This is a genomic window from Microlunatus speluncae (genome assembly GCF_009299835.1).
Lineage (GTDB): Bacteria > Actinomycetota > Actinomycetes > Propionibacteriales > Propionibacteriaceae > Microlunatus > Microlunatus speluncae.
In genome coordinates this window covers 16,160-31,622 of the sequence record NZ_VKCZ01000004.1, presented here as the reverse complement: position 1 = coordinate 31,622, position 15,463 = coordinate 16,160, and the positions used below count along the sequence as shown (strand labels likewise).

The following is a 15,463-nucleotide window of genomic DNA, read 5'->3' as shown; positions in this document are numbered from 1 at the left end:
CCCCTCGACAGGCTCAGCCCGAATCCATCGATGAGGTGTCGGCCTAACGGCCGGAAGGCGCGCCAAGGACGGACGGGGTGACGCGGCCGGAAAGAATCGCGGCCGGCCACCGGTGGGTGATCTCGGTGATTCGATCCCCTGAACGCTGCCGAACTCAGCGGCGGACCCGGGCCCAACCCGACGCGCGACACCAGGCAACTCCGCGAGGTCCCCGGCCGATCGGTGAGCCCAGAGCCTGCCTGCCGGTGTGCTCCGAGTGGATCGCTTGGCCACCCATAGGCAAGAGTCCGTGGCCGAAGGGTCCACTCGAGGGCCCGATGTCCCGAATCGACCCGACGTCGCCGAAATCCTGCCGAGGTCGCCCGGATCCGGTGACGTCGGGTCGATTCCGGTCACCCGCCCGAACCACCACGACCCAATCCGACACCATCGCTCCGCACCTACCCGGGCCCGGCCGTGAACCTCGCGGAGCATGCCAATCCGCCAGTCCTCGTCGGGCCCAATCGAGGGTGCACCTGACTGGTTGTCGCGAAAGCTCTTCGTGCGGGAGGTTTCCACGTGGCAATGGCCCTTTTCGCCCCGCACGAAGAGCTTTCGCGACACCACGACCCAGCTCATCCGTGGATCCGGGCTGAGCCTGTCGAAGGGGCAGTCCGGCTGGGTGCCCCTCCGGTTTCCGGCCTGACGGCCGGAAAGACGCCGGGCGGGTCAAGGCGATCCGCCGCGTCATGCGGCCGGGGCGCCGGTGTTGGCGGCGAAAGTCGCCGGCTCGGCATCGATCCCGCTACAGCGCAAACCGACACCCGGCCGGACGTTCCCAGGAAACGCCCTGACCCGCCCGTCCTTGGCGCGTCTTTCTCATCCTCGGCGCGCACGGAGCAGACCTGCCCGGCCGGACCCGAGACAGGCCTTGCCTGGCTTGCCCTTCGACAGGCTCAGGGAACGAACACACCACGGCACGGGGAACGAACACACCACGGCACGGGGAACGAACACACCACGGCTCAGAGAACGAACACACCACGGCTCGGGGAGCGAAGGGCGGGGTCAGTCGGCGAGCAGGGCCTTGATTCCCCGGAGCATCTCGGCCTCGGCGGTGGCGGTGACGTTGCTGGCCCGGTCGCTGGTTTCGTAGCCGCCCTCGTCGTACGCGCGGGCGGTGCCGATGTAGCCGGGGCCGTAGTCGCCGTAGGCGGCGACGGCGACGGTGAGGTCGGGGCGCATGGCTTTGGCGGCGAGCTGGAACTCGACGAAGGCCTCGCCGGGGAGGTGGAGGACGCGGAGCCGGCCGGCGCGGAGGAGTTGCAGGTCGATCGGGCGGCCCTCGCGGCGGCGGCGGAGCCAGCCCAGGCGGTCGGCGCCGGACAGGAAGGCGTCGCCCTCGCCCGCGGCGATCAGGGCGAGCAGGGACTCCTCGGTCAGGTGCTCGGCCGGGTCGAGTTGGACCGGCTCGGTGCTCCAGCCGATCTCGTCGGCGGTGATCGGGATCCGCTCGGTGGTGGCCCAGGCGCGGCGCATGCCGTCGGCGAGCCGGCCGGCGAGCACGACCCGGTTCTCCGGATCGCCGTCGTTGTACTTGCCGGCGCCGATGTTGCCGCCGGCACCGTTGAAGTGCAGGTGCAGCGGGCCCGGCACCGACTGGCCGCGGAGGAACCGGGCGATGCCGGGGAAGTCGGGGCTGGGCTGGTTGGTCAGGTAGTAGCTCTGCGGGTGACAGGCGTAATAGCTCAGCACCGCCACCGGCCGGTCGTCGGAGAACAGGCTGAGCACGGTGATCACCGGATCGATCACGCCTTCCGGCTCGGCCCGCAGCTCCGGATCGACCGTCTTGGTCATCCGCATCGCCCGGACCCGGCCGTCGTCGCCGAGGATCCGCCGGTTGGACGCGACCTGGTCCACGACCGCCTCACCCCAGCCGACGTGGCTGATCGGCAGCGGATCGGCCAGCGCCTCGGAGATGGCCGCGGCGGCGTCGTCGAGCACCCGGCGGGCCAGGCCGCCGTCCCACCGGCCCGGGTCGCGCCCCGCCTCGATCAGGATCCGTTCGGCGGAGAAGTCGCAGGCGGGAGCGTCGTGCTGATGGACGGCATGCACCGCGACCCGCTCCGGCGTCGTCCCGGCGGCCGCGGCCAGCCGGGCCCGGAACACGTCGTGGCCCTCGTTGCCGATCCCGATCCAGTCCAGGACGCAGAGCACGATCGGGTCACCGGCCCCGACCAGGACCACCCCGCGGCAGCTGAGCGCGAGCTCGTCGGTCTCGCGGACCGGCCGGTAGGCCATCTCACTGCCGATCGGCGGCGTCGCATCGACCCGGAAGGTGGCGGCGGCGAGTCCCTCGGCGCGTGCGGCGCCGGTCGTCGAAGTCATGATCATTCTTTCGGGGTGTTGATCAGTTCCGGGCGGTCCGGAACCTGGTGAAGTAGTCGGCCGCGGTCTGCCCGGTCAGCTCCCGGCAGTCGCGGCTGAGGTGCGCCTGGTCGGCATAGCCGGCCGCGACGGCGAGGCCGGCCAGGTCGCTCGCGGTCGCGGCGGTACGGATGGCCCGCTGCAACCGGGCGACGCGGAGATAGGTGGCCGGACCGTACCCGACGGCGACGGTGAAACGGCGCCGCAGCTGCCGTTCGCTCCAGCCAAGATCACGGGTGGCGGCGGAGACCCGCGGCACGCCGCGATCGAGCCGGATCAGCAGCCGGTCCAGCTCCGGGTCCGGTTCGGTGTCGGCCAGTCGCCGGGCGACCAGGTCGGTGATCAACTTCGGGTCGGCGAGCAGCCGATCGGCAGTGCCGGCGCCCTCACGGCCCCACAGGTCGGCCAGGTCGATCCGTTGATCACGCAGCTCGTCGGCGGCGACCCCGAGCACCCGGGGCGCATGCCCGGGCCGGAACCGGATCCCGGTCACCGGCCCGCCTTCGGCCGAGGTCGGCTCCCAGGCCCGGGTGTCGGGCCCGGCGATGAAGACCCGCTCGGGCCCGACGATCAGATCCAGGCAGCCGTCCGGGACGATGGCGCGGCCTCGCTCGGCGGGCTCCGGTGCCGACCGCCAGAGACAGCGGATCGCGTCCGCGATCCGAGGCGGAGGTGCGTACTCGGCGTACATCACCCTCATTATCCCGCGCAGCGCCGACAACGGAACGAGGGCCGCCGTCGGTGACGGCGACCCTCGCTCGTTGAGTCGGGACAGTCAGGCGGCAGAGGTCAGGCCTCGCCGCGCTCTTCCTTCAGCTTGGCGACCTCCGCATGCACCTTCTCCATGTCCAGGTCCTTGACCGCGTCCACGACCTGCTTCAGCTGCGGCCCCTGCAACGCCCCGGCCTGGTTGAAGACCAGCACGCCCTCCCGGAACGCCATCAGCGTCGGGATGCTGGACACCCCGAGCTGGCCGCTCAGGGACTGGTTCGCGTCCGTGTCGAGCTTGGCGAAGATGATGTCGGAATTCGACTCCGACTCGGCCTCGAAGACCGGACCGAACTGCTTGCACGGCGGACACCATTCCGCCCAGAAGTCGACCAGGACGATGTCGTTGTCCGTGATCGTCTTCTCGAACTGCTCGGCATTGATGTCGATCGTTGCCATGTCTGTCGCTCCTGGCTGCCTCGGCAGCGGTTGTGGTGAATGTCTTGTCGCCGCATGTAACGCACGGCAGGGGTACGGCTATTCCGGGACGTACGCCACGTCCCGAAGGCCCTACTTGATCGCGACCACCCGCCGCATCGGGATGGTGATCGGGAACGGGCCGCGCTTGCTCACCCGGTGGACCAGGAAGTCGATCGCCGACTCGACCCGGGACGGTTTGGTGTTCGGCAGATACAACGCCGACAACAGCAACTCGGCGTCCTCGCGGCCGGTGATCTCATAGTGGTAGCGCTCCCGGGCGTCCTCCACCCGGCGCAAGCCCGCGGCCTCGAGCGAGCGGGTGAAGCCGGCCAGCTCCACCGAACCGGGGAACCGCGGCGATCCACGCAGCCGGGCGTTGATCCGCGCCGGCACCCGCATCTCCCGCGGCGACAGCGGCCGCAGCGCCGGCGCGATGGCCGCCAGCACCCCGCCGGGCTTCAGCACCCGGGTGATCTCGGCCAGCACCTGGCTCAGCGGCCGGATCACCAGCAGTCCCATCGAGCTGGTGACCGCGTCGAAGGATCCGTCGGCGAACGGCAGTTTCAGCGCGTCGCCGCGGACCCAGGGACCGGGGCCGCGCTCGGCCGCCAGCCGCAACTCGTCCGGCGAGACGTCGATCCCGATCACGGTCCGGCCCGGCGCCGCCAGCTCCCGTGACATCGGCCCGGAGCCACAGGCGAGATCCAGCACCGTACCGGCGTCCGACACGGCGCGGGCCAGCCAGCGGTACGGCGAGTGATCGCCGCCGAACGATCTGGACAGGACGGCTTCGATGATGCCCGGCCGGGCGGCATGGAACTGGGCCAGATAGCGCGGCCAGTCCAATCCGTCTTCGGACACGACGAGGGCCGGCATCACACCCGGGAGACGAACAGGTAGGCCGACGCTTCCGGTGTGATCTCGCACGGCGGAGCGCCCTCGGCGGTCAGCTTCACGCCCAGCCCACCACCCTCGACCAGCACCTCGACGCCGGGGCGGACGCCCGCCTGACGCAGCGTCGCCATGGTGTCGATGTCCTTCTGGATCTCTTCGCTGATCCGCTCCACGACGACCCGGACGGGCACGCCGCCGGTCGACTCCACCAACTCGCGCAGCTGGTGGTTGCCGGCCCGGAACTCGATCCGCGGCGACTTCACGCCGAGCTCGTCCAGACCGGGGATCGGGTTGCCGTACGGCGACGCGACCGGTGACTCGAGCAGCTCGACCAGCCGGTGCTCGACGTCGGTGGAGATGACGTGCTCCCAGCGGCAGGCCTCGACGTGCACCTTCTCCCACTCCAGGCCGATCACGTCGGTCAGCAGCCGCTCGGCCAACCGGTGCTTGCGCATCACCCGCATGGCCCGGTCGCGACCCTCCGGGGACAGCTCCAGGTGCCGGTCGCCCTCGACCTTGACCAGGCCGTCCCGCTCCATCCGGGCGACGGTCTGCGACACGGTCGGCCCGCTCTGGTGCAGCCGCTCGGCGATCCGGGCCCGCAGCGGCACGATCCCTTCTTCCTCCAGCTCGAAGATGGTCCGCAGATACATCTCCGTGGTGTCGATCAAATCGCTCACGGTGCCCATTCTCCCTGATCAAACTGTTGTCCGGATCACGACCGGCGGCACTTACGGGCCGACCTGCCACAATGCGGCGACGCCCGGCCACACGGATCGTGAACGCAAGACTAGTGCCGTAACACTAGAACATGAGATTCAGTTCCGATCCAGACCTGGCGACGCCAGGGTCAGGACGCTAGCAGGCCCAGCAGACGGGCGACCTCCACCGCGACGGCGTCCCGGGCCGGGCCGAGGTATTTCCGGCTGTCCACCAACTTCGGGTCGCCGTCCAACAACTCTCGGACCGTGCCGGTGAAGACGGAGTTCAGGTGCGTCGCGATGTTGATCTTGGACATGCCGGCCGCGACCGCGCGGACGATCTCGTCGTCGGGCACGCCGGACGAGCCGTGCAGCACCAGCGGTACGGGCACCGCGGCGGCCAGTTCGGCGATCAGGTCCAGATCCAGCCGGGCGGTCCGCGCGGTCATCGCGTGCGAGGAACCGACGGCGACGGCGAGGGCGTCGATCCCAGTCTCGGCGACGAACCGGACCGCCTCGTCGGGCCGGGTCCGGGCCCCCGGCGCGTGCACACCGTCCTTGCCGCCGACCTCGCCGAGCTCGGCCTCGACCGAGATCCCCCGGGCCCGGCACTGCGCCACCACCGCGGCGGTCTCACCGACATTGCTCTCGTACGGCAGCGCGGAGGCATCGAACATGACCGAGGTGAAGCCGAGCGCGACCGCCTGGTCGACCAGCTCCCGCTCGGTGGCGTGATCGAGATGCACCACCGCGCGGACCGACGCGGCCTCGGCGATCGCCAGCGTGGCCAGGCCGATCGGCCGCAAGGCCCGGTGATAGCGCACCGCGTTCTGCGAGACCTGCAGCACGACGTCGCGGTCGGCCTGCTCGGCGCCGGCGACCAGGGCCTCGGCGTGCTCGATGCTGAACACGTTGAACGCGCCCACCGCCCGCTTCTGTTCGGTCGCGGTGTGCAGCACGTCGGTCAGGGTGGCCAGGGTCATCGGGTCTCCATCCAGGCGCCGGCCCGCAGCACCCGCTGCAGCCGGCCAAGATCATCAACGACACAGAGATCGGCGGCGCGGCCGGCGGCGAGCTCGCCGACCCGGTCCAGGCCGTGCCGGCGGGCCGGCGTGGTCGCGGCCATCCGGGCGGCCTCCGGGATCGAGACCCCGAGGCCGACCACGTACGCGACCGCGTCGGCCATGGTCAGCGTCGAGCCGGCGATTGAGCCGACCGCTCCGTCGGCACCGACCAGGTGCACCGCGCCCTGTCGCACGACGACGTCCAAGTCGCCGAGCCGATAGGAGCCGTCGGCCAGCCCGGCCGCGTTCATCGCGTCGGTGATCAACGCCACCCGATCCGGCCCGGCGGCGGCGATCGCCATCATGATCACGTCCGGGTGCAGATGGATGCCGTCGCAGATCAGCTCGACCATGATCGAATCCCGGGTGAGCAGCCGCGGGACCGGGCCTGGCTCACGATGGTGGATCGAGCGCATCGCGTTGAACAGGTGCGTCGCCACCTCGGCCCCGGCGTCGATCGCCTCGTCGGCCTGCCGTTCGTCCGCATCGCTGTGACCGAACGCGACCCGGATCCCGCCCTTGGTCAACCGGTCGATCGCGGCCAGACCATGATCGAGTTCCGGCGCGATGGTGATCATGGAGATCTGCCCGTCGCCGGCTGCGAGCAACCGATCCAGTAACTCGGGCGCGGGCGGCCGGAGCAGCGCCGGATCATGGGCGCCGCACTTGGCCGCGGACAGGAACGGGCCCTCCAGGTGGATGCCGGCGAACACCCCGCGCCGCACCAGCGGCACCAGGGTCTCGATCTGCGCCACCAGCCGGTCCGGCTCGGCGCTGACCAGGCTGGCGAGGCTGGTCGTGGTGCCGTGCCGGGCGTGAAACTCCCGGGCCAGCAGGGCCTCGTCCGGATCGGTGGTCGGGTAGTCGCCGCCGCCACCGCCGTGCACGTGGGTGTCGACGTAGCCCGGCAGCACCCAGCCCTCGATCGGCTCCCCGACGCCGGCGCCGGCGGGCCCGACCTCGGTGATCATCCCGTCGGCGATCCGCAGCAGCGCGTCCTCCCGTACCCCCTCCGGCGTCACCACCCGCTCACACCGCAACACCGTCTCACTCATGATCAAGGCCTTCCCAGGCGATCAGGCCGGCACCGATCAGGCCGGCGTCGGCGCCGAGGGTGGCCAGGCGCAGCTCCGGCACCCGCTGGAAGGTCGCGGTGGCGGCGATCCGGCGGCCGATCTCGGGGACGAACAGGTCGGCGGCGCCGGACAGTCCGCCGCCGATGATGATCACCTCAGGGCCGAGCAGGGTGGTGCACAGCAGCAGCGACTCGGTCAGCGCCTCGGTGGCCAGCGCGAACGACGCCAGGGCGTAGGCGTCGCCGGCCCGGGCCGCCTCGGCGACCGCCCGGGCGTCGGGATTGGGGCCGACCGTGGTGCCCCGCGCCGCGGCATAGGAACGCGCCACCCCGGCGGCCGAGGCAACCGACTCCAGGCACCCGAGCTGACCGCAGGCGCAGAGGGTCTCGCCGGCGGCCCGGACCCGGGTGTGGCCGACCTCGCCGGCATAGCCGTCGGCCACCAACAGCCGGCCGTCGACGATCAGGGCCGCGGCGATGCCGGTGCCGATCGGCAGGAACAAGACGTTGCGCGCGTCCGGGCAGCCGAGTCGCCACTCGGCCAGGCCACCGGCCCGGACGTCGTGACCGACCGTCCCGGACAGCCCGGTGCGATCATGCAGCCGGTCCCGGATCGGCATCTTGGTCCAGCCGACGTTGGGCGCCGACAGCACGGTGCCGGTGGCCGGATCGATGATCCCCGGCACGACGATGCCGAAGCCGCGGCACGGGCCGGGTGCGGCCGCGACGGCCTCGGCGATCCGGTCCGCCAGCCAGTCGGCCAGACCCTCCTGGCCGCCCGACCGGTCGGTCTCCAGCCGGCGCACGGACGTGGCCGAGCCGTCCTCGCTGACGTACCCGATCTTGGTCAGGGTGCCGCCCAGATCGACCGCGACGATGCACTCGGGCGCGGTGCCGGACATCAGGCTTCGGAGCCCTCGAGGATGACGGAGCGGGACAGGTGCCGCGGCTGATCCGGGTTCACGCCGAGTGACACGGCGCGGGCCACGGCAACCCGCTGGGCCAGGATCAGGTCGACCATCGGGTCATGATCATGATCGACGAAGGTGGCGCCGGTCGCGCCGACGTCGCCGGCCAGCCCGTCCGGGGCCTGGCCGAACATCCAGACCGCGCGACCTGGGCTGGCGATCGAGATCGGGCCGTGCCGGTAGTCCATGGCCGGGTACGACTCCGCCCAGCTGGCCGACGTCTCGCGGAACTTCAGCGCCGCCTCGTGCGCGATCCCGATCGACCAGTCGCGGCCGAGGAAGGTGATCTGCTCGACCTCGGGCAGGCCCTCCGGCAGTGGTGCGGTGACCGCCCGGCCGGCCGCCTCGATCAACGGAGCAAGATCATCACCGAGGATCGAGCGGAACAGTGCCAGCGTGCTGGTGGCGAACCGGGTCTGCACCACCGACTTCTCGTCGGCGAACGACAGATCCACCACCTCGTCGGCCAGATCGACCACCGGGGTGCTCAGGTCGCCGGTGACCGCTACCGTCGGCACCCGGCCGCGGAGCCGGGTCAGCACCTCGAGCACCTCGGTCGTGGTGCCGGACCGGGTCAGCGCGACCACCCGGTCATAGCGGCGGTCCAGCACCTCGCTGGCCGTGTACGCATCGCTCTCGCCGAGCCCGCGGGACTCCCGCCAGTGGGCCACGATCTGGGCCACGAACCAGGAGGTCCCGCAGCCGACGAAGGCGACCCGCTCGCCCGGGCGGGGCAGGCGGTCGGCCACTCGGGCGGCGCCGGCGACGGCGGTGGACCAGCACTCCGGCTGGGAGGCGATCTCGGCTTCTACGTGAAGACTCATGCGCAACATCATCCTTGTGAAAGTGCGTGTTTTGTTCCCAAACATGCAGATCTGAACATATCATCCAGATCACCATGAAAGGTGCAGTCACCCGAGCCGAGCGCTTGCCGGCGCTGCTCGAACGGCTGGTCGCGGCGGGCCAGCTCGAGGTCGAAGAGGCGGCGGCCCATTTCGGTGTGTCCGCGGCGACCATCCGCCGCGACCTCGACCACCTGGCCGAGCAGCAACTGCTCGCCCGCACCCACGGCGGCGCCGTCCCGAACAGCACCAGCTACGACCTGCCGCTGCGCTACAAGACGACCGCCCGCGGCGACGCCAAGGCGCGGATCGCGGAGTACGCGGTCGGCCTGCTCTGGCCGGGCTGCACGGTTGCCCTGAACGGCGGCACGACGACCGTCGAGGTGGCCCGCGCGCTGCCCCGGGCGCCCCAGTTGCGGGACGCGATCGACGGCCGGACGCCGCAGCACGGCATCACCGTGGTGACCAACGCGCTCAACATCGCCGCCGAGCTGACCGTCCGCCCGTTCATCAAGATCGTCGTCTGCGGCGGCGTGGCCCGGCCGCAGAGCTACGAGCTGGTCGGTGCGATCGCCAGCGACACGCTGAAACAGCTCACCCCGGACCTGTGCTTCCTCGGCGTGATGGGGCTCGACCCGGTCGCGGGCCTGACCACGAACGACGACGCCGAGGCCGCGATCAACCGGGTGATGATGCAGCAGGCCAAGCGCACCATCGTGGTGGCGGACTCGAGCAAGCTCGGCGAGGTCGGCTTCTGCCGGATCTGCCGGCTGGACGAGGTCGACGCCGTGCTGACCGATTCCGAGGTCGACCCCGAGATCGTCGCCACCATCCGCAAGGCCGGGCCGGACGTGATCTTGGCCTGATTGTGCTCACCCCGAAATCCGTTGACGGGTTTGATCCGGCGGCCTACGGTGGTGGAACACGTGAAAGGAGGTGGTCCAAAGAATGAATTGCTTTGGGACATGTGAGGTGGCGGCCAGCTAGTCGCTGACCGGTCTGGAAACTGGTCGGTCGTCGACCGGCTAATCCAAAGCCAACACCCGAACCCGCGAGTGCCGGAGCTTGTCCGCCCGGCCGTTGAGCCCGACCCACTGAGTCGGAGGAGACGAAAGCTCGCGGGTTTGTCCATGTCTGCGCCATGTCGCCCCGTCGGAGAGAATCGCTCCATGATCAGCAGGACCGTGACCGTCGCCGCCGACCGACTGCCGGCCTGGATCGACGGCTTCCGGCGTCGACACGGCGAATTGCACGCCGTCCGGGACGGCGACCAGGTGATGATCACGGCCGCCGACGAAGCGGTCGCGGTGATCACCGTGCCGTTCCCGCCGCTGCCCGACGCGGCCGAACCGATCCCGGCCCTGCTCGAGCAGGTGGCCGCAGAGCGCCGGATCGGCGCCCTGCTGGTCCGCCGCAGCGGCTACGCGATCGGCGTCTTCGCCGGAGCCGAGTTGATCATCTCCAAGGTCGGCAGCCGTTATGTCCAAGGCAAGACCAAGGCCGGCGGCTGGTCCCAGCAGCGGTTCGCCCGCCGCCGGGACAATCAGGCCACCGCCCTGTACGGCGCGGTCGCCGATCAGGCCCATCGGCTGTTGTCACCCGAGGCGACGCGACTGACCGGCCTGGCCACCGGCGGCGACCGGGCCGGCATCGACGCCGTGCTCGAAGATCAACGTCTGGCGCCGCTGCGCGATCTGGTGCTGCCCCGGCTGTATCCGGTGCCGGACCCGAAGCTCGCCGTGCTGCGGGAATTCCCGCGGCTCTTCAACGCGGTGCAGATCGGGCTCAACGATCTCGCGTGATCGCCGTGATCAACGCCGCTTCCCCGCGAGCACGACCACCAGGTGCGGCACGTCCTGCTCGGCGATGAACTCGATTTGATCATGGACGTACAGCCGCCGGGTGACCGGCCAGCCGAGGTCCGGGTCGAGGATGTCCGACGCGTAGGACGGCGCGTGACGGGCAGGGTCAGGTCGATGGCGATGCCTTGGGTGAAGACTCCGAACCACCGCTTGCGATGCTGTGCGGCGCCCAGCTCGGCGGCGTCGATGATCATCGGCTGGAGGTCGTATCCGAGTGCTCGCATGCCGTCCAGCCACCAGGGGAACAGGACCCAGTCGGTGAACTCAAGCACGTTCTCCACGATCACGGCCTGGTGGCGGTGCACCTCGGCGGCTTCGACGCCCGGCGCTGGTCCGGGCGCCACCGAGATCGGATCACCTCCTCTCAGTAGGCGATGGTCCCCTTGGTCCCCGTTGAACCGGAAGATGATCCGTCCGGGGTAGGCGTTGTTGATGTCTGTGACTAGGCAACTTCCTAGCCTCGACACGACCCCGTCCATCTTTCGGTAAGGGCCGCAACAACCCCTCGGAATTGTCATATCAGTATTGACACTTTGTCAGTTAGCAACTGACACTGGACCATGGTCATCCAACGGAAGTTGCGCTGCTCGTTCTGCCTGAAGCCCGAAGATGAGGTGGCCAAGCTGGTCTCTGGGCCGGGAAGCCTGATCTGTGACGGCTGTGTCCAACTGGCCGCGGAGATCATCGCGTCCGATCAGCCGTCGAACGGATCGAAGTCGCCAGATCTTCCGGCGTGGTCGACCATGCCGGACGAGCAACTGTTGGCACGGTTGCCCTTGCTGGCCGAGACCGCGGATCGAGTAGAGGACTCGCTGGCCGGTTGGGTGGCCGAGGCGCGCCGGCGCGGCTCATCCTGGGCTCGCATCGGTGCTGCGATGGGGGTCACCCGCCAGTCGGCCTGGACCCGCTTCGCCAGCACCGAGTGAGCCCGGGCATTCTGGGGCGATGGCTCTCATTCACGCGGCGTCCCTCGTCCCGACCAAGCTCGAGGCCCTGGCCGGGTGGCTGCCGGACCAGCCCTGGGCGAGCGGCCACACCGGTGACCTCGAGCTCCTCGGCGCCTACCGCTTCGACGACCCGGAGGGCGAGGTCGGCCTCGAAACCCATCTCGTCCGCGGCGGCGACGTCGTCCTGCAGGTGCCGCTGAGCTATCGCGGCGCTCCGCTCACCGGCGCCGAGGAGGCGCTGGTCTGCACCATGGAGCACAGCGTGCTCGGGCGCCGTTGGATCTACGACGGCTGCGCCGACCCGGTGTTCGCGACGATGCTGGCCGCCGTCACTCTGACCGGGGTCGGCCAGTCGGTCCAGTTCATCGCGGCCGACGGGCGGGTCGGCACCCGGCCGCCGACCGTCCGGCTCGGTGGCGGCGGCTGGATCACCGAGGCGGTGGATCTCAGCGGCTTCGCGGCCGCGACCGCGGACGGCGACTCGACGGTACTGCGCGGCGACCGGGTCGAGCTCCGGCTGGTCCGGCAGCCCGCCGCCGTCGACGTGCCGGCAACCGGCAGCTATCTCACGGGCGCCTGGCCCGGCCAGGACCGGCCGGCTCTGCTCGCGACCGCAACGGTCACGGGGCCAGTCGGGTGAGCTTCCAGGTCGTACCGTCGCCGAGGTAGCGCAGTCGATCATGCATCCGGCTGGGCCGGCCCTGCCAGAATTCGATCATGGTCGGGGTGACCCGGTAGCCGCCCCAGTGCGGCGGGCACGGCACGTCGGTGTCGGCGAAGCGCTGCTCGGCCCGCCGGTACGACTCCTGCAGCTCGTCCAGCGTGATCTCGCTGGACTGGGACGAGGCCCAGGCGCCGAGCTGCGAGCCCCGCGGCCGCGTGGCGAAGTAGGCCTCCGATTCGGCCCGGGGCACCGGCGCAGTCGTACCCTCGACCCGGACCTGGCGGTGCAGCGGATACCAGCCGAACAGGAGCGAGATCCGTGGCTCCGCGACCAGTTCGGCGCCCTTGGCCGAGTCGTAGTTGGAGTAGAAGACGAAGCCTTCCGCGTCGACCTCCTTCAGCAGCACCGTTCGTGACCGCGGCCGGCCGTCGGCGACGGTGCCGATCACCATCGCGGTCGGCTCCGGCAGCGTGCCGGTCTCCTTGGCCGCGAAGGCATCGGCCAGCCAGGCCTCGAACAGCCGGTACGGATCCGCCGGCGCCGTCGACTCCAGCAGCTGATCACCGGTGTAGTCGACACGTTCGGCGGAGAGGTCGGGGTTCACCCCGCCAGTGTCCCATCGGCCGTTGCGATGGAAGAATGCATCGCTGTGACCGAGCTCCGCATTCCCACCGATCTGCTCCCGGCCGACGGCCGTTTCGGCTCCGGCCCGGCGAAGGTGAGGCCGGAGTCGATCAAGGCCCTGGCCGGTGAGCGGGCCGACCTGCTCGGGACCTCGCACCGGCAGGCGCCGATCCGCGGCCTGGTCGCCGAGGTGCGGTCCGGGCTGGCGGAGCTCTTCGCCGCGCCGGACGGCTATCAGGTGGTGCTCGGCAACGGCGGCTCGACCCTGTTCTGGGATCTGACCGTCGCCTCGCTGATCCGGCGGCGCAGCGCACACGGCAGCTTCGGTGAGTTCTCGGCCAAGTTCGCGGCCGCCGTCGCCGCCGCGCCGCACCTGGACGAGCCCGTGGTCACCGCCGCCGAACCCGGCTCGATCGCGGTGCCGACGGCGGCGCCGGGGGTTGACGTCTATGCCTGGGCCCACAACGAAACCTCGACCGGCGCGATCGCCCCGGTGACCCGGATCGACGGCGCGGACGACGACGCGTTGATGATCATCGACGGCACGTCGGCCGCGGGCGGCGTGCAGGTCGACGTGGCCGCCACCGATGCCTACTACTTCGCGCCACAGAAGAGTTTCGGCTCCGACGGCGGCCTGTGGCTGACGCTGCTCTCGCCGGCTGCGCTGGAGCGGACCGCGGAGATCGCCGCGACCGACCGGTGGATCCCGGAGACGCTGAGCCTGGCCGTGGCGATCGACAATTCGATCAAGGACCAGACCCTGAACACGCCGGCGATCGCCACGCTGATCATGCTGGCCGACCAGCTGCGCTGGCTCAATGATCATGGTGGCCTGCCCTTCGCGGCGGCCCGGACCGCCGAATCCTCCACCCGGCTGTACGACTGGGCCGATGCCTCGCCGTTCGCGACCCCGTTCGTCGCCGAACCGGCCCACCGCTCCCCCGTCGTCGGCACCATCGACTTCACCGGCGTGGACGCGGCCAGGATCGCCGCCGTGCTGCGCGACAACGGGGTGGTCGACACGGAGCCGTATCGCAAACTCGGTCGCAATCAGCTCCGGGTCGGCATGTATCCCAATGTCGACCCCGACGACGTCAGTCGCCTCTGTGCCTGCGTCGACTGGGTGCTGGAGCGAATCGCCGACTGACGGATCAGCGTTTCTTGATCAGCGCGACCACCAGGCCGGCGATCAGCGCGACCACCGCGGCCGCGCCGAGCGAGAAGAACGTCCCGCCCCGGTTGTCGGCCGGCGGGGGCGCCGCCGATTCCGTCGCTGACGGCGGCGGAGCCTGGCTCGAGTCCTTGGGCGTCGACGGCTTCTTCGACTCCGGCGGCTGGCTCTCGCCCTCGGCCGCGTCCTTGACCTCGGCCGGGATGTCGACGGAGTAGACGTCGGACTTCTCGCCCTCGCTGCCGACCATCAGCTTCTCGCCGTCCAGCGAGACGGTGATCGACTCACCCTGCCGCTGGAACGGCAGCGGCGCCCGGCCGATCAGGTCATAGCTGTCCGGGTCCAGCACCTCGACCGAGACGTACGTACGCAGGGCGACTCCCTGCCCGTCCGGCAGCGACACCGCGTCGGTGACGAAGGCGGGGGCGTCGCCGACCCGTTTCAGCTCGTTGATGCCCTGCCGGGACGGCTCCTCCGGGGCGGCATAGATGCCACCCTTGCCTTCCTTGCTGACGATGTAGAGCCGACCGTCGTCGTCGACGAAGAGGGCCTCGGCGTCGCGGGGGCCGTCCGGGTATTCGAAGTCGTACGAGCGGTAGGACTGCTTTCCGCCGTCCGGATCGGGGTTGTCGAAGAAGTAGACCGTGACGAACTCGCGTTCGGTGTCGTTGTCGCCGATGTCGCCGAGGTAGAGGCGGCCGTTGTGCATCGCGACCGCCTCGATGTCGGTGGGCTCGGCACCGAACGACAGCGTCCCGGTCACCTCGCCGTCCTCGTCCAGGGCGAAGGCGCGGCCCTCGTCGCCGGAGTCGTTCACGGTCCAGTAGCAGTTGTTGTCCGGATCGGTGGCCAGCCCCGACGACTCCTTGATCCGCTCGTCGCCGATGGTGAAGGCCACCTCGTCCTTGGCGACCGCGGCGCGCGGCGCCACCGCCCACAGACAGAGGGAGAGCGGGAGCAACACCAGCACCGACAGCAGGACGCGACCGGCCGTCCGCACCATCCGTTTGTCCTCCGTTTCGCGATGCATTCCCCGCTCACCAGAGCGTACGTGATG

General features: G+C 70.4%; 17 protein-coding genes and 1 pseudogene. 5 read left to right on the top strand and 13 right to left on the bottom strand.

Annotation, left to right across the window (positions count from 1 at the left end):
• Nucleotides 1-1,047 precede the first annotated feature (1,047 nt).
• The 9 genes from FNH24_RS06360 to FNH24_RS06320 form a co-directional block, all read right to left on the bottom strand.
• Complete coding sequence (locus FNH24_RS06360; RefSeq protein WP_217428071.1) at nt 1,048-2,367, bottom strand: hypothetical protein; 1,320 nt, start codon at nt 2,365-2,367, stop codon at nt 1,048-1,050.
• Between the two features lie 22 nt (nt 2,368-2,389).
• Nucleotides 2,390-3,097 carry a helix-turn-helix domain-containing protein gene (locus FNH24_RS06355; protein ID WP_152361324.1) on the bottom strand — a complete coding sequence of 236 codons (708 nt, stop codon included), beginning with the start codon at nt 3,095-3,097 and terminating at the stop codon, nt 2,390-2,392.
• Between the two features lie 98 nt (nt 3,098-3,195).
• The gene (gene trxA / locus FNH24_RS06350) at nt 3,196-3,573 is read right to left on the bottom strand and encodes a thioredoxin (RefSeq protein ID WP_152361323.1); all 378 of its coding nucleotides are present in this window, start codon (nt 3,571-3,573) and stop codon (nt 3,196-3,198) included.
• 111 nt (nt 3,574-3,684) lie between these two features.
• Nucleotides 3,685-4,455: a class I SAM-dependent methyltransferase gene (locus FNH24_RS06345; protein WP_152361322.1), complete on the bottom strand. Its 771-nt coding sequence runs from the start codon at nt 4,453-4,455 to the stop codon at nt 3,685-3,687.
• 14 nt (nt 4,456-4,469) lie between these two features.
• A complete protein-coding gene (locus FNH24_RS06340) occupies nt 4,470-5,177 on the bottom strand; it encodes an iron-dependent transcriptional repressor DtxR (protein ID WP_152361321.1) in 708 nt (235 codons plus the stop codon).
• Between the two features lie 161 nt (nt 5,178-5,338).
• The gene (locus tag FNH24_RS06335) at nt 5,339-6,172 is read right to left on the bottom strand and encodes a class II fructose-bisphosphate aldolase (RefSeq protein ID WP_152361320.1); all 834 of its coding nucleotides are present in this window, start codon (nt 6,170-6,172) and stop codon (nt 5,339-5,341) included.
• Complete coding sequence (gene nagA / locus FNH24_RS06330; protein WP_152361319.1) at nt 6,169-7,308, bottom strand: N-acetylglucosamine-6-phosphate deacetylase; 1,140 nt, start codon at nt 7,306-7,308, stop codon at nt 6,169-6,171. The genes FNH24_RS06335 and nagA overlap by 4 nt, the downstream gene beginning before the upstream one ends.
• Entirely contained in the window at nt 7,301-8,230 is a 930-nt protein-coding gene (locus tag FNH24_RS06325) for an ROK family protein (RefSeq protein ID WP_152361318.1), read from the bottom strand. The genes nagA and FNH24_RS06325 overlap by 8 nt, the downstream gene beginning before the upstream one ends.
• Nucleotides 8,230-9,120 (bottom strand): SIS domain-containing protein, encoded by an 891-nt coding sequence (locus FNH24_RS06320; RefSeq protein ID WP_152361317.1) that lies wholly within the window; start codon nt 9,118-9,120, stop codon nt 8,230-8,232. Before FNH24_RS06320 ends, FNH24_RS06325 begins: the two co-directional genes overlap by 1 nt.
• A 74-nt stretch (nt 9,121-9,194) precedes the next feature.
• Between FNH24_RS06320 and FNH24_RS06315 the strand changes: the two genes are divergently transcribed.
• Both FNH24_RS06315 and FNH24_RS06310 read left to right on the top strand, forming a co-directional pair.
• Nucleotides 9,195-10,004 (top strand): DeoR/GlpR family DNA-binding transcription regulator, encoded by an 810-nt coding sequence (locus tag FNH24_RS06315; RefSeq protein WP_152361316.1) that lies wholly within the window; start codon nt 9,195-9,197, stop codon nt 10,002-10,004.
• Between the two features lie 303 nt (nt 10,005-10,307).
• Nucleotides 10,308-10,940, top strand: a complete 633-nt coding sequence (locus tag FNH24_RS06310) for an acVLRF1 family peptidyl-tRNA hydrolase (protein ID WP_152361315.1) — start codon at nt 10,308-10,310, stop codon at nt 10,938-10,940.
• A 9-nt stretch (nt 10,941-10,949) separates the two neighbouring features.
• Here the strand turns inward: FNH24_RS06310 and FNH24_RS31695 are convergent, their stop codons facing one another.
• Nucleotides 10,950-11,147 (bottom strand): hypothetical protein, encoded by a 198-nt coding sequence (locus FNH24_RS31695; RefSeq protein ID WP_170304481.1) that lies wholly within the window; start codon nt 11,145-11,147, stop codon nt 10,950-10,952.
• A gap of 44 nt (nt 11,148-11,191) precedes the next feature.
• A pseudogene (locus FNH24_RS32615) lies at nt 11,192-11,479 on the bottom strand (hypothetical protein); the annotation flags it as partial.
• Nucleotides 11,480-11,560: 81 nt separating this feature from the next.
• Here FNH24_RS32615 and FNH24_RS06300 point away from each other — a divergent pair.
• Nucleotides 11,561-11,926 (top strand): ClpX C4-type zinc finger protein, encoded by a 366-nt coding sequence (locus FNH24_RS06300; protein ID WP_152361313.1) that lies wholly within the window; start codon nt 11,561-11,563, stop codon nt 11,924-11,926.
• Between the two features lie 19 nt (nt 11,927-11,945).
• Nucleotides 11,946-12,587 carry a CG0192-related protein gene (locus FNH24_RS06295; protein WP_152361312.1) on the top strand — a complete coding sequence of 214 codons (642 nt, stop codon included), beginning with the start codon at nt 11,946-11,948 and terminating at the stop codon, nt 12,585-12,587.
• On the opposite strand, the gene pdxH is transcribed toward FNH24_RS06295, so the two are convergent.
• The gene (pdxH, locus tag FNH24_RS32170) at nt 12,568-13,215 is read right to left on the bottom strand and encodes a pyridoxamine 5'-phosphate oxidase (protein WP_152361311.1); all 648 of its coding nucleotides are present in this window, start codon (nt 13,213-13,215) and stop codon (nt 12,568-12,570) included. The genes FNH24_RS06295 and pdxH overlap by 20 nt on opposite strands.
• Before the next feature lie 45 nt (nt 13,216-13,260).
• Here pdxH and serC point away from each other — a divergent pair, with 45 nt between their 5' ends.
• Complete coding sequence (gene serC, locus FNH24_RS32165; RefSeq protein ID WP_152361310.1) at nt 13,261-14,382, top strand: phosphoserine transaminase; 1,122 nt, start codon at nt 13,261-13,263, stop codon at nt 14,380-14,382.
• 4 nt (nt 14,383-14,386) lie between these two features.
• Here serC and FNH24_RS06280 read toward each other — a convergent pair whose 3' ends face one another.
• Nucleotides 14,387-15,409, bottom strand: a complete 1,023-nt coding sequence (locus FNH24_RS06280; RefSeq protein ID WP_152361309.1) for a hypothetical protein — start codon at nt 15,407-15,409, stop codon at nt 14,387-14,389.
• Nucleotides 15,410-15,463 lie beyond the last annotated feature (54 nt).

What these genes read in the sequence shown, in the direction of transcription:
- FNH24_RS06360 (WP_217428071.1), bottom strand. Translation starts at nt 2,367, where the DNA reads ATGACTTCGACGACCGGCGCCGCACGCGCCGAGGGACTCGCCGCCGCC.
- FNH24_RS06355 (WP_152361324.1), bottom strand. Translation starts at nt 3,097, where the DNA reads ATGTACGCCGAGTACGCACCTCCGCCTCGGATCGCGGACGCGATCCGC.
- trxA (WP_152361323.1), bottom strand. Translation starts at nt 3,573, where the DNA reads ATGGCAACGATCGACATCAATGCCGAGCAGTTCGAGAAGACGATCACG.
- FNH24_RS06340 (WP_152361321.1), bottom strand. Translation starts at nt 5,177, where the DNA reads ATGGGCACCGTGAGCGATTTGATCGACACCACGGAGATGTATCTGCGG.
- FNH24_RS06335 (WP_152361320.1), bottom strand. Translation starts at nt 6,172, where the DNA reads ATGACCCTGGCCACCCTGACCGACGTGCTGCACACCGCGACCGAACAG.
- nagA (WP_152361319.1), bottom strand. Translation starts at nt 7,308, where the DNA reads ATGAGTGAGACGGTGTTGCGGTGTGAGCGGGTGGTGACGCCGGAGGGG.
- FNH24_RS06325 (WP_152361318.1), bottom strand. Translation starts at nt 8,230, where the DNA reads ATGTCCGGCACCGCGCCCGAGTGCATCGTCGCGGTCGATCTGGGCGGC.
- FNH24_RS06320 (WP_152361317.1), bottom strand. Translation starts at nt 9,120, where the DNA reads ATGAGTCTTCACGTAGAAGCCGAGATCGCCTCCCAGCCGGAGTGCTGG.
- FNH24_RS06315 (WP_152361316.1), top strand. Translation starts at nt 9,195, where the DNA reads ATGAAAGGTGCAGTCACCCGAGCCGAGCGCTTGCCGGCGCTGCTCGAA.
- FNH24_RS06310 (WP_152361315.1), top strand. Translation starts at nt 10,308, where the DNA reads ATGATCAGCAGGACCGTGACCGTCGCCGCCGACCGACTGCCGGCCTGG.
- FNH24_RS06300 (WP_152361313.1), top strand. Translation starts at nt 11,561, where the DNA reads ATGGTCATCCAACGGAAGTTGCGCTGCTCGTTCTGCCTGAAGCCCGAA.
- FNH24_RS06295 (WP_152361312.1), top strand. Translation starts at nt 11,946, where the DNA reads ATGGCTCTCATTCACGCGGCGTCCCTCGTCCCGACCAAGCTCGAGGCC.
- FNH24_RS06280 (WP_152361309.1), bottom strand. Translation starts at nt 15,409, where the DNA reads ATGGTGCGGACGGCCGGTCGCGTCCTGCTGTCGGTGCTGGTGTTGCTC.